The following is a 12,684-nucleotide window of genomic DNA, read 5'->3' on the forward strand; positions in this document are numbered from 1 at the left end:
TGACCTCGCGTCGAGGCCATCCTCCACACGCCGTCCTGTGGCGCGCGGTGCATCTGAGAGTCACTGTAAGTCAGGTGTGCGCTGTGAGTCAGCGTGTCAGGTAAGGGAGACCTTGCCAACCGCGAGAACACGCGCGAAAATACCTCATGCAACCGGACGCAACGGCTGGCCGACTCGGGCCTCCGTTCTGCGGCCAGAGACAATGAGGTGCACCTGCGATGGCCAACGAGCTGGAATCGTCGTTCTCAACCGGGGAGGACCCCGTCGAATACGACAACCTGTTGCAGGAGGTCTTTCGAGCCACTTCGCGAGGTGAACGCGCTCCGGCCCGACCTCGGCCGCTGATCAGCGCCTCTTGGAAGCGCTCCCGCCGCGCCGGTCTCAGGCCTGATCAGTGCCGCTGCCCGATGCACTCCCCCGTGCGAGCACGCCGAGTGCCATCACGGACGTCGACCACCCGACAGCTGATCCCGATGCTCAAGCAGACGCTGCCCCAGCATGACAACGGCATGTTCGAGAACGGCAGCTACCTCGTCGTACTCACCGACGCCGAGGCGCGCATCGTGTGGCGCTACGGATCGACCGAGGCCCGACAGCGCGCCGACAGCATCGGCTTCGTCAAAGGCGCGATGTGGCGCGAGAACACAGTGGGCACGAACGCGATCGGCACCGCACTCGCCGTTCGACACCCGGTGCAGGTGCACGGCGCAGAGCATTTCTGTCTCGCGCATCAGCGCTGGAGCTGCGCGGCAGCGCCGATCATCGACCCACGCTCACGCGCCTGCCTGGGCATCGTCAACATCTCGTGCACGGTCGCCGAGGCGCATCCGGCCATGCTCGCGCTGGCCTCGCTGCTCGCCCACACCCTCGAGATGGAGCTGCACGAGGCGCACCAGCACGAGCTCGAACGACTGCGCACGATCAGCTGGCCGATGCAGCACACGCAGGGAGACGAGCCGTGGGCGGTGACCGACCGTCTGGGCTGGGTCGCGGCGACCAACAGCGCGTCGGCAGGCAGCCGGTTCACGCTGCCGGAGCATCCTGATCGCGACCTGCTCTGGCTGCCCGAGTTCGGCAGTGCGAAAGCGACCTCGCTGCCGGGCGGCTGGTTCATTCAGGGGCAGACCGTCGTCGAAGCCGAACCGGGAGAGAACCGGCTGCAGATCACTCGCACGTCGGGCGGCGCGCACGTGACGATGGATGCCGGCGACGTGCACTGGAGCGTCGAGATTCCGCCTCGGCAGGTCGACGTCATCACCCAGATCAACGCACACCGAGACGGCGTCAGCGCGGCAGACCTCTCAGAGGCGATCTTCGGCGACCGGACGCACACGGTCACCGTGCGCGCCGAGGTCAGCCGAATTCGGCGAGCGCTGGGGCCGGTGATCATTGCCGCGCCGTACCGCTTCGCGGAGGGCATGCGGGTCGAGATCGACTGACTTCCGGTCAGCAGCTGACCGAGGCCAGCAGACGTTCGACCAGCACGCCGCGATTGCCTTCGAGATCTGAGAGCACGTCCTGTTCGCGCACCTCCTGCGGGGTGAGCCAGGCGAGTTCGAGGGCATCCTGACGCGGCTGGCAGGTGCCGGTCACCGGCACGACGTAGGCCAGCGAGACGGCATGCTGGCGACCGTCGAACAGCTCGCTCGTGGTCGAGGGCACCGGGAAGTACTCGCCCACCGTCTGCGGCGACATCGACAGCGGCAGCTGCGGGAAGGCGATCGGGCCGAGGTCGTTCTCGAGATGGCGCAGCAGCGCTTCGCGCAGGCTCTCGCCGAACCGCACACGGCCCGAGACGATGGTGCGGGTGATCGAGTCGGTGTCGCTGACGCGCATGAGCAGGCCGATCTGCGCGACCTTGCCACTGCCGGTCAAGCGCACGGGCAGCGCTTCGACGTAGAGCATGGGCAGGTGCCGCCTGGCCTCTTCCAGCTCGGAGTCGGTCAGCCAGCCGGAGTCGGCGCCACCGTTGCTGCCGATGACGTCATCGTCTGGATCCTGCGGGTCGGGCGTGCCAACGATGCTCATGGTCTGATTATGGCGCATTTGCCCGGGGCGGCGCAGACTACTCGGTACAATCGGTGCTCATGACCGCTTCACACCCGAATGCCACCCCAGAGACCGCTTCGACCCGATCCTCCGAAGCCGGTGGGTCAGCGCAGCGTTCAGACGGGCAGGGCCGAGGATCGGTGCGGCCCAGCTACCGCTTCTACGCGGTGATCGTCGCGATCTTCGCCTCGCTGCTGCTGGTCTCGAACATCGCGGCGACGCAGGGTGTGGTGTTCGGTCCGGTTTGGGGATTCCCGATCAACACTGACGGTGGGTTCCTGCTGTTCCCCCTGGCCTACGTGCTCGGCGATGTGCTGAGCGAGGTCTACGGGTTCAAGCGGACCCGCACGGCGACCATCGTGTCGTTCTGCATCGCCATCGGGGCCATGCTGTACTTCCAGTTCGTGATCGCCCTGCCGAAGTCGGAGGGCACCGACACGGAGTCGTTCAACGCGCTGCTCGGCCTCAGCGTGCCGCAGATTCTGCTCGGGTCGGTGCTGGGCTTTCTCGTGGGTCAGACGCTGAACGCGTGGGTCGTGACATGGATGAAGCGCCGCCGCCGCGACGAACGCCAGCTCTGGGCGAGACTGCTCGGGTCGACCGTCGTCGGGGAGTTCGCCGACACCCTCATCTTCTGTCTGATCGCAGCGCCGGTGCTCGGGTTCACCGAGCCGGCCGACTTCGCCATCTACGTGGCGCTCGGGTTCGTATACAAGACCGCAGTCGAGGCCGCACTGCTTCCGTTCACCTACCGCGTGATCGCCTGGGTGAAGCGGCACGAGCCCGACTACCGCCCGGTGGGTGCCGGCGAGTCCGCCGCGAGCTGAGCGGGCTTTCAGCGGCTTCTGCACTTTCGTGGGGCGCTCAGCGGCTTCTGCACACTCGAGGGAGCGTCCGGCGGTACTCGACAGCGCATTCAGCGGGTTCTGCGCACTCGAGGCGAAAGGCGTTCAGCAGGTCCTGCATGATCGAGGCGCCGAGGCCCAGTGAGAACGCTCGTGAGCCTGCCCCCCCCCCCCGAGCACGACCGCATGCGAAAGTACAGAAAGTGCGACCATCAGAGACTGAAGCCCGCAAGTTCTGCACTTTCAAGGGGCGCTCACCAAGTTCTGCACTTTCGCGGGGCATTCAGCGGGTTCTGCGCACTCGAGGGGTGTCCGGCGGTACTCGACAGGGCATTCAGCGGCTTCTGCACACTCGACGAGGCGCTCAACCGTATCTGCCGAATTCCCCACAATCGTCTTTCTCACGACGAGGGCGGCTCAGCGGAGCCCAGCGTTCGACCAGGCGGTCACCGCGCACGCACCATGCGCACGAGTCCGACGATGATGCCGCCGATGAGCAGCACCAACCCGATGACGAACAGCGGCGTCTGCGGCGTACCCGTGACGGTCAGCCGAAGAATGCCCCACATCAGAGCGCTGACGCCGAGCAGCGTGGTCCCCAGCAGCTGAGAAGCGATGCGGTAGAGCCGCGCGGCGTTCTGACCGGTCACCTCGACCGGGTAGTTCGCCACATGCGGGTAACGCGCTAACCCTGCCACCAGCACCGACAGCAGCAGCCAGACGAGACCGAGCCCGATGAGCGATCCACGAGGGCCCCACGCATCGGGCTCACCGTGTATCCCGAAATGCGTCGGAATGACCTCGGGCAGGCTCGGATACGAGACCAGCAGATAGATCAGTCCGGCCAAAGTCATCAACAGACCGACGCCGATCAGCGTGGCAGCGGCTGCGCACATGCCCTCGGCCTTCGGTCGCTCTGATCTGCTCATACCTCTGCAGCGCCTGCCGTCGCCCCGCCGCCGTAGTAGCGGCCCAAGAACTCCTCGCGGAGTTCGTCGAACGTGCCCTCCTGCATCGCGGCGCGGATGTCGTCGACGAGACGCACGATGAATCGCTCGTTGTGGATGCTGCAGAGAGTCGCCGCATTCATCTCTTTCGCCTTGAAGAGATGCCGCAGATACGCCCGCGTGTAGTGCGTGCAGGTGTAGCAGTCGCAGCCTTCGTCGATCGGCGAGAAGTCCATGCGGAACCTCGTCTGCTTCAGGTTGTAGCGTCCGTGGCGCGAGTACACGGCCGACGACCGCGCCACACGCGTCGGCGAGACGCAGTCGAACGTGTCAGCCCCTGCTGCCACCGCGGCGAAGATGTCATCGGGTTCGCTGATGCCGAGCAGGTGACGCGGCCGATCCTCGGGAAGCTCCTCGGCCATCCACCCGATGATCTCGGCCATGCGCGGCTTCTCGAGCGCGCCGCCGAGGCCGAACCCGTCGAAGCGCTGCCCGTCGATCTCCATGCTGCCGAGGTCGCAAGCGGCCTTGCGGCGCAGATCCTCGTAGTTCGCGCCCTGCAGCACACCGAAGAGGGCCTGATACGGCTTGCCGGCCCGCTCGTCGGTGAGACGTCGGTGCTCGGCGAGGCACCGCTCGGCCCACAGTCGGGTGCGCTCCAGCGAACGCTCCTGGTATCCGCGGGTGTTCATCAGGGTGGTGAGCTCGTCGAAGGCGAACATGATGTCGGCACCCAGCTGGTGCTGAATCCGCATCGACACCTCCGGGGTGAACCGATGCATGGTGCCGTCCAGATGCGACTTGAACGTGACGCCGTCGTCGTCGACGTGAGCGAGCCGCTCTTTTCCCTTCGCGATCACGTCGTCGGACTGCCGCCCGCTGGTGTCCATCGCGAGCACCTTCTTGAACCCCACGCCCAGGCTCATCACCTGGAAGCCGCCGGAGTCGGTGAACGTGGGCCCCGGCCAGTTCATGAAGCGGCCGAGCCCGCCGGCGGCGTCGAGCACGTCGGGTCCCGGCTGCAGGTAGAGGTGGTAGGCGTTGGCGAGCAGCGCCTGCGCCCCGAGGTCGCTCATCGACTCGGGCAGCACCGCTTTGACGGCAGCCTTGGTGCCGACCGGAATGAACGCCGGGGTGCGAATGTCGCCGTGCGGCGTGTGGATGACCCCCGTGCGCCCGCCTCTCGGCTGATCGTCGAGTCGGGTGTCGATGTCGAAGCTGAAGTTCACCCGTCCATCTTGCCACCTGCCTGCGGCTCGGGGTCTTCGGCGGGCATTCGTCGCAGAGCGTCACAATCTGGCGTCTGGGCTCGGGCACAAATAGGCTGATCGCATGAAGCCATTCCTGTATCTGAGCGCGCGCACGAATGACGAGGCCACTGCGGCCGAGCGCGCCTCGATGCTGGAGCACACCGGGCTGAGGGCAGACGCCCTCGTACACCACCGACTCGACCGCGCGCCGCTGCCCGAGATCGATCTCACCGAGCTCAGCGGAGTGCTGCTCGGCGGCAGCCCCTATGACTGGTCGGCCCCACCCGAGCGCAAGGACCCGCTGCAGCGACGGGTCGAGCACGACGTGTTCGCCCTGGTGCGTCGCATTCTCGATGCCGATTTCCCGTTCTTCGGGGCCTGTTACGGAATGGGCGCGGTCGCCACAGTGCTTGAGACTCCGTTGGGCCCCGACTTCGCCGAGGATGCCGGAGCCGTCACCCTGCAGGTCACCTCCGCCGGCCGATCCGATCGTCTGCTGGATGACGCGCCTGCGCAGATCTCGTCGTTCGTCGGGCACCATGAGTCGTTGCTCGAGGTGCCGGAGGGCGCCGAACTGCTGCTGACCTCGGCGACTGCTCCGGTGCAGATGATCCGCGTCGGCGAGCGCGGCTACGCGACGCAGTTCCATCCCGAGCTTGACCGGTCGGCGTTCATTCGGCGTGCGACGCTCTACGACGGGCACGGCTACTACCCTGCCGGCCGCATCGCAGCCATCGAGCAGGCGACGCTGGGCCTCGACACAGCCCCGGCACACCGTCTGCTGCGCCGCTTCGCGCTCGAGCACGGCCGTCGCTGAGCGGCCCTGCACCGTTCGTCGAGACGCGCCACGACCGGCGCGATCGTATCCCTCCGACAGGTGTCTGCGACCTAATCGACACTGCTGGCGCCAGCAGGCATACTGGATGGCATGGGCGACAACAATCTGCTTTCGATTCCACCGACGTTCCTCGATGAGGTGCCGGGTCTCGCTGACGCTCTCGCCGACGAGCCGCTCAACCGCGTGGCGGCCTCGTTCCCCGCAGCGTCACTGCCTTGGGCTCTGCTCGCACAGCAGGCTCGCACGCACGGCAACTATGTGAACGCATACGCCTACGCCCGCACCGGCTATCACCGTGGCCTCGACGCTCTGCGCAGACACGGCTGGAAGGGGCAGGGGCCGATTCCGTGGTCGCACGAGCCGAACCGTGGCTTCCTGCTCTCGCTCTTCGAGCTGGGCAAAGCCGCCGAGCTGATCGGCGAAGCCGACGAGGTCGATCGCGTGCACACGTTCCTCACCGACAGCGACCCCTCGGTCATCGACGCCATCCTGGCTGACGAGGCGGCGCACGCCCCGGGCACTGAGACGATCGTCATCCGCGGCATCAACTGATCGCTGCGGCGCATATCTTTCTTTGTTCCGACCGACCGTCTAGCATCAGGAAGCATGACTTCCACTGACCGTCAATCGGACGATCAGGCGCGGTACATCGAAGTGTGGAACGACTTGGTCTCTCCGCGAGACCTCACGTGGGCACTTCTGATCTGTGGTGGCACCACCGCAGCCGCGCTGCTGATCGCAACGCTGCTCTCGTTCAACGTCTTCTTCTGGGGGCTCGGCGGCTCGGTCATCGGCTTCGTCATCAGCACCTTCGCGTTCACGCCGAAACGAGACGTGCGCATCGTGAGCGCCGACGACGGGCTCGAACACAGCATCCACATCAGTGCCGAAGCCGATGTCGCCGCAGACGCCGACAGGGCCGGTGACCGCTGATGGACGTCTCGATCATCATTCAGATGCTGATCGCCGCCATCGGCGCGATCATGTTCTATTCGTTCATCGGGTTCATTCCCGGCACCGACGAGACCAGCGTGCTGGTGCCCGTCACCCTGGCGCTGGTGCTGGCGGGCGTCGCGCCGATCGTGGTGCTCACCTTCTTCATCGCCGCGATCGTGACGCTCAATCTCACCAATGCGATTCCCACGGCTCTGGTCGGCCTGCCCGGGGGCGTGATGTCGACCCCGATGATGGAGCACTCGCTCTATCTCAAGAGCAAGGGACGCGCCGCCGAGACGATCAAGAAGATGGCCGCCGGCAGCGCCGTGGGCACGATCATCGCGATTCCGGTGAGCCTCGCCATCGCCACGGCGATCACACCCTATGCCGAGACCCTGCGCCAATACGGCTCACTGCTCTTCGTGTTCGGCGCCGTGCTGCTCGCGCTGCTCGGCAGCAATCGCCTGCTGTCGCTCATCTCGATCATCCCGATGGCGCTGCTCTTCCAAGGCCTGCTCTCGCTCTACCGGACGCAGGAGGTGATTCCCAAAGACGGCAACATCTCGGTCTCGTTCTTCTTGGGCATCACCATCGGACCGCTGCTGGTCTCGATCCTGGGGCTGCTCAACAAACGCAGCCGCGACCGTCTGCCCAGGTACGCGCCGACCACCGTCGAGATCTCGCGCAGAGATCTGAGCGGCCAGTCCCTCGCGCCCGGCCGCATCCTCACACGTGACGAGATGGGTCGCACCGGCCTCGCCTCGCTGATCACCACCCCGCTGTTCTTCCTCAGTCCGGTCGGCCTGACCTTCCTGATCGGCGAGGCCTCTGCCGGTCGCAGCGGCGACAGGCTCAAGCACGCGAACCGCGCGGTGTCGAGCATGAACGGCGTCGCACACGCCGCCTACCTGTCTGGTGTGATCATCCCGCTGCTGGCCGTCGGCATTCCGCTCTCGCCGGTCGCGATCGGCCCGGCGCAGGCGCTGTTCAACGCGCCGCCGGTCTTCTCGCTCGACCACAATCTGCACCAGCTGCTGCGCACCGGCCAGTTCATCACCGCGGTGGTCGTCGGCGCTCTGCTCGCGCTCGTGCTGACCTATGTGATCGCTGTGCGCTACTCGTACCAGATCACCTACTTCGTGATGCGCTACATCCCGCACGAGGCCGTGCTCGGGCTCTTCATCGGGTTCATTCTGCTGCTCGCCTATCTCGACGCCGGGGTGGCCAACATCTTCGGCGTGCTGCTCGTCGGCGTCGCCTGCGGTACCCTGAATAAGCTTGGCGTCAGCTACGGCGTGCAGTTCATGACGCTGTACGCCGCGCCATGGATCGTGCAGAACCTGCTCTGAGCGGCAGCGTTGTGCGTCGGTGCGCATGCACCGGGAAAGGCTTCTTCACTGTGCAGGTCGGCGACCCCTCCCCCTCAGACCGCTCATCGGTCGACACTCCGATGCACGCAGGCGTCGGCCAGACCGTCGCGAAGATCATCCTCTTCGGCGAGCACTCTGTCGTCTACGGCTACCCGGCGATCGCGATGCCGCTTCGTAATCTGCGCATGATCGCCCGAGTCGAACCGACCACACGCCCGTCAGAGCTGTCGAGCCTGGGCTGGGTCGGTCCGCTCGACGAGGCGCCGGCGAGGTTCGCAAGCATCGTTCGTGCGGTGGATGCGGCGCTCGAGTTCGCGGGGCATCCGAACGCCCGCCTGCGCATCGAGACGCACGCCGAGTTCCCGCCGGAACGGGGCCTCGGATCGTCTGCTGCAGCGGCCGGCGCAGTCATCCGGGCCGTGCTCAACGCCTTCGACGTCGACGTCGAGCCAGAAGACCTCTTCGACCTGACGCAGGTGGCCGAGCGCATCGCGCACGGGCATCCGTCCGGTCTCGATGCGACCGCGACCTCGTCGCAGTCGCCGATCCATTTTCAGGCCGGCGCGACCACGGCCGTGCAGATCAATCTCTCAGCGTGGATCGTCGTGGCCGACTCCGGCATTCACGGCAGCACCCGCGAGACCGTCGGGCACATTCGCGAAGAGCACGAGCGCTGCCCCGAGGTCACCCGACCGCGGCTGGCCGAGCTGGGGCGCATCACCGCCGAGGCGGTCGACGACGTGCGCGCCGGCGATGTCAGCGGGCTCGGCGAGAAGATGAACGACGCACACCGGCTGTTGGCCGAGCTGGGCGTGAGCAACGCACGCCTCGACCAGCTCACCGCCGCAGCGCGCAGTGCGGGCGCGGTCGGGGCGAAGCTCACCGGCGGGGGACGCGGCGGCTGCGTGATCGCCCTCGCCCGCACCAGCGCTGATGCGAAGCGCATCGCCGCCGCGCTGGGGATGGCCGGAGCGACCGGCACGTGGGTCTACGCACCGCACGCCTACGAGGTCGCCGCGTGACGCATCGCCCGAAACCGGTGGCAGCGGCTCCCGGCGTGGCCACTGCTGTGGCGCATGCGAACATCGCGCTGATCAAGTACTGGGGCAAAGCCGACGAGCGGCTGATCCTGCCGCGCACCTCGAGCCTGTCACTGACCCTCGACGATCTGCACACGGTCACCACAGTGCGTTTCGTCGACGACGGCGCGGGTGACCGTGCCGTGCTCGACGGCCAGCCGATGACCGGTCAGCCGCTGCGGCGCATCGCAGATTTTCTCGACATCGTGCGCGAGCGTGCCGGCATCACCTCCGCGGCCGATGTCGTCACACACAACACCGTGCCGACTGCGGCGGGGCTCGCGAGCTCTGCCAGCGGGTTCGCCGCGCTGGCTGGGGCCGCCGCTGCCGCCGCCGGGCTCGAACTCGACGATCGCGGCCTCTCCAGACTCGCACGACGGGGGTCGGGGTCGGCATCACGGTCGGTCTTCGGCGGCCTGGCCGTCTGGCACGCCGGCCACGACCACGAAAGCTCGTATGCCGAGCCGCTTCCGAGCGGTCTCGATCTGGCGATCGTCGTGCTCGTGATCGACTCGGGGCGCAAGGCGATCTCGAGCCGTGAGGCTATGCGACGAACCGTCGAGACCTCGCGCGAGTACGAGCCCTGGGTGCGGCGCAGCCACGAAGATCTGGCTGAGGCGCTCGACGCGATCGAACAGGCAGACCTGCCCCGACTGGGCGAGGCAGCCGAGGCGAACGCCTTCGGCATGCACGCCACGATGCTCGCCGCAGAGCCTCGTGTGCAGTACTTGAACGCCTCGAGCATCGAGGCGCTGCGGGCCGTGCGCGAGGCCCGCGCAGCCGGTCTGCCGGCCTGGGCGACCATGGATGCCGGAGCGAACGTCAAGGTGCTCACCAGCGGTTCGGCATCTGAGCAGGTGCGATCCTGGCTGCGGCAGCGGCTGGAGCCGAGTGTGCCGGGCTTGCAGACCGTGGTGGCACGGTCAGGCCCGGGCCTGCAGGTCTGGCCGGGCGAGGTCGGCGTGCCCAGAACCTGCGCTCTCGACACCGCCACGACGAACCATGCAGGAGGTCTCTAGACATGTGCGCTGCCCATGACGTCGCCGTTCCGGCTCGCACCACCGTCGTGCGCGCGCCGGGCAAGCTCTACATCGCCGGCGAGTATGCCGTCGTCGAAGCCGGATACCCGGCGGTGCTGATCGCCGTCGACCGCTATGTGCAGGTGCGGGTGAGCCCCGCCCGCGACACCGGGCACATCACCTCAGATCAGTACGCGAGCCTCTCGCTCGAGTGGCATCGACGTGACAACGACATGGTGATCGAGCCCGACCAGACGCCGTTCGACTTCGTGCTCGCCGCCATCAGAGTCGTCGAAGAGGCTGCTGTCGGACTCGGCGCGTCGCTCGAACTGTACGACCTCGACATCACGAGCGAGCTCGACGACGATGCCGGTCGCAAGTTCGGCCTCGGGTCGTCCGCCGCGGTCACGGTGGCCACAGTGCGGGCGCTCTGCGAGCACTATCGTCTCGATCTGACCCGTATGGAGCAGCTCAAACTGGCCCTGATCGCAAGCATCGAAGTGCAGCGCAGCGGCTCGGGCGGCGACGTGGCGGCGAGCATGTTCGGCGGCTGGATCGTCTACCGCGCATTCGATCGGGAGTGGGTGCGCGCCGAGCGCGTCGCCCGACCGCTGACCGAGATGCTCGCCATCGACTGGCCTGGCCTTGAGGTGCGCCGCGTCGTGCCGCCCGATCGTCTTCGCCTCGTCGTGGGATGGACTGGCTCGCCCGCCTCGACCGCTCGCCTGGTCAGCGGGGTGCAGGCCCGCAAAGGCCAGCGCAGTGTGCATTACAGCCACTTCCTCGCGGAGAGCCGCTCGTGTGTGACCGAACTGGCCGAAGCGCTGGAGCGCGACGACGGGGTCGGGATCGCCGCAGGCATCCGCCGCAACCGCGAGCTGCTGCGCGGGCTGGGCGAGCACTCGGGCATCACCATCGAGACCCCGAAGCTGCAGCGTCTGATCGAGACGGCCGAGGCATGCGGCGGTGCGGCGAAGACGTCGGGCGCGGGCGGCGGAGACTGCGGCATCGTGCTGATCGACCGCGACGCCGACATCGACGGCATGCTCGCAGCGTGGGAGCGGGCCGACATCAGGCCGCTGAATCTGCGGGTGCACCAGCCGGAGGGCACGGTCGAGTAGGGCATGGCCGAGCAGATTCGCACGACGGGCGTCGTGCTCTGCCGTTCGAGCTCGAGACGGGATGTCGCAGATACGAAGGGATACAGAGCAGCATGAGCAGTGAGCGCAAAGACGAGCACGTTCGCCTCGCCGAGGAGCTTCGCGACGAACGACGCGATTCAGGCTTCGACGACGTGCGGTTTCTTCATCACACCTTCAACGGTCTGACGCGCGACGCGGTCGACATCAGCACGACCGTGGCCGGTCGGCGTTGGCCGGTGCCGTTCTACATCAACGCGATGACCGGCGGCAGCAAGATGACCGGGGCGCTCAACGCCGACCTCGCGCAGGCTGCTGCAGCTGCAGGTGTGTCGATCGCCAGCGGTTCGGTGAGCCCTGCGCTGCGCGATCCGGGCCTTGAATCGACGTTTCGGGTGATCCGAGAGAACGCCCCTGAGGCGTTCGTATTCGCGAATGTGAGCCCCGAGATGACCGTCGAGCAGGCGAAGCGAGCCGTCGGGATTCTCTCTGCCGACGCGCTGCAGATCCATGTGAACCCGGCCCAAGAACTCGTGATGCCCGAGGGCGACCGCGACTTTCGCGGCTGGCTCGACCGGATCGAGCGGATCGTGGCCGAGGTCGGCGTGCCGGTCGTGGTCAAAGAGGTCGGGTTCGGCCTCAGCCGACACAGCGTCGAGCAGCTACTCGAACGCGGTGTGCGCACCGTCGACGTCAGCGGACGCGGCGGCACGAACTTCATCGCGATCGAGAACCGTCGGCGGCAGCGCAGCGAGTACGACTACCTGTCTGGCTGGGGCCAGACCGCCGTCGAGTGCCTGCTCGATTCCCTGCACGCGGCGCCTGCGCTGCCGGTCGAGGCGATCGCCTCCGGCGGCGTGCGCAATCCGCTGGATGTCGTGCGCGCACTCGCCTTGGGCGCTCGCGCCGTCGGGGTCAGCGGCCACTTTCTGCACGTGCTCGTCTCTGACGGGGTCGAGGCTCTGACTGCAGAGCTGGAGTCATGGAAGGAGCAGGTGCAGACTCTGCTCACGCTGCTCGGAGCGGCCGACCTAGCGGCCCTTGCCTGCACTGACTTGCTCATCACCGGCCCGACGGCGGAGTTCGCACGGCTGCGAGGCATCGATCTCGCGGAACTGGCGCACCGCCACTGAGATATGCCCGCAAATGCATATGTCGTGTTGGAGAACTCTTCACAGACATTCCGCGACGCCCGCACGATGTCCTTGACTT

Annotated in this window: 13 protein-coding genes; 10 read left to right on the forward strand and 3 right to left on the reverse strand. The window is 67.0% G+C overall.

The window, feature by feature from the left end; genetic code table 11:
- Nucleotides 1-218: 218 nt before the first annotated feature.
- A complete protein-coding gene (locus tag F8O09_RS05170; protein WP_158054159.1) occupies nt 219-1,439 on the forward strand; it encodes a GAF domain-containing protein in 1,221 nt (406 codons plus the stop codon).
- Nucleotides 1,440-1,446: 7 nt separating this feature from the next.
- Here F8O09_RS05170 and F8O09_RS05175 read toward each other — a convergent pair whose 3' ends face one another.
- On the reverse strand, nt 1,447-2,028 hold the full coding sequence (locus F8O09_RS05175; protein ID WP_158030725.1) for a DUF4916 domain-containing protein: 582 nt from the start codon (nt 2,026-2,028) through the stop codon (nt 1,447-1,449).
- A 59-nt stretch (nt 2,029-2,087) separates the two neighbouring features.
- Here F8O09_RS05175 and F8O09_RS05180 point away from each other — a divergent pair, with 59 nt between their 5' ends.
- On the forward strand, nt 2,088-2,876 hold the full coding sequence (locus tag F8O09_RS05180) for a queuosine precursor transporter (RefSeq protein ID WP_158054160.1): 789 nt from the start codon (nt 2,088-2,090) through the stop codon (nt 2,874-2,876).
- A gap of 464 nt (nt 2,877-3,340) precedes the next feature.
- Here F8O09_RS05180 and F8O09_RS05185 read toward each other — a convergent pair whose 3' ends face one another.
- On the reverse strand, nt 3,341-3,823 hold the full coding sequence (locus F8O09_RS05185) for a DUF1648 domain-containing protein (protein WP_158054161.1): 483 nt from the start codon (nt 3,821-3,823) through the stop codon (nt 3,341-3,343).
- Nucleotides 3,820-5,070, reverse strand: coding sequence for a tRNA guanosine(34) transglycosylase Tgt (gene tgt / locus F8O09_RS05190; RefSeq protein WP_158054162.1), 1,251 nt, complete (start codon nt 5,068-5,070; stop codon nt 3,820-3,822). The genes F8O09_RS05185 and tgt overlap by 4 nt, the downstream gene beginning before the upstream one ends.
- A 103-nt stretch (nt 5,071-5,173) precedes the next feature.
- Here tgt and F8O09_RS05195 point away from each other — a divergent pair, with 103 nt between their 5' ends.
- From F8O09_RS05195 to fni, 8 genes are all read left to right on the forward strand, one after another.
- A complete protein-coding gene (locus F8O09_RS05195; RefSeq protein WP_158054163.1) occupies nt 5,174-5,908 on the forward strand; it encodes a glutamine amidotransferase-related protein in 735 nt (244 codons plus the stop codon).
- A 111-nt stretch (nt 5,909-6,019) separates the two neighbouring features.
- Nucleotides 6,020-6,481, forward strand: coding sequence for a DUF3151 domain-containing protein (locus F8O09_RS05200; protein WP_158030720.1), 462 nt, complete (start codon nt 6,020-6,022; stop codon nt 6,479-6,481).
- A 54-nt stretch (nt 6,482-6,535) separates the two neighbouring features.
- Nucleotides 6,536-6,862: a hypothetical protein gene (locus F8O09_RS05205; protein WP_192496615.1), complete on the forward strand. Its 327-nt coding sequence runs from the start codon at nt 6,536-6,538 to the stop codon at nt 6,860-6,862.
- A complete protein-coding gene (locus tag F8O09_RS05210) occupies nt 6,862-8,214 on the forward strand; it encodes a tripartite tricarboxylate transporter permease (protein WP_158054164.1) in 1,353 nt (450 codons plus the stop codon). The genes F8O09_RS05205 and F8O09_RS05210 overlap by 1 nt, the downstream gene beginning before the upstream one ends.
- Before the next feature lie 50 nt (nt 8,215-8,264).
- The gene (gene mvk / locus F8O09_RS05215; protein WP_225732879.1) at nt 8,265-9,257 is read left to right on the forward strand and encodes a mevalonate kinase; all 993 of its coding nucleotides are present in this window, start codon (nt 8,265-8,267) and stop codon (nt 9,255-9,257) included.
- On the forward strand, nt 9,254-10,333 hold the full coding sequence (mvaD, locus tag F8O09_RS05220; RefSeq protein ID WP_225732880.1) for a diphosphomevalonate decarboxylase: 1,080 nt from the start codon (nt 9,254-9,256) through the stop codon (nt 10,331-10,333). Before mvk ends, mvaD begins: the two co-directional genes overlap by 4 nt.
- 2 nt (nt 10,334-10,335) lie before the next feature.
- Nucleotides 10,336-11,454 (forward strand): phosphomevalonate kinase, encoded by a 1,119-nt coding sequence (locus F8O09_RS05225; RefSeq protein ID WP_158030718.1) that lies wholly within the window; start codon nt 10,336-10,338, stop codon nt 11,452-11,454.
- A gap of 92 nt (nt 11,455-11,546) precedes the next feature.
- Complete coding sequence (gene fni, locus F8O09_RS05230; RefSeq protein WP_158030717.1) at nt 11,547-12,605, forward strand: type 2 isopentenyl-diphosphate Delta-isomerase; 1,059 nt, start codon at nt 11,547-11,549, stop codon at nt 12,603-12,605.
- Nucleotides 12,606-12,684: the final 79 nt, after the last annotated feature.

Origin of the sequence: Pseudoclavibacter sp. CFCC 11306, from assembly GCF_008831235.1 — a bacterium.
Lineage (GTDB): Bacteria > Actinomycetota > Actinomycetes > Actinomycetales > Microbacteriaceae > Pseudoclavibacter_A.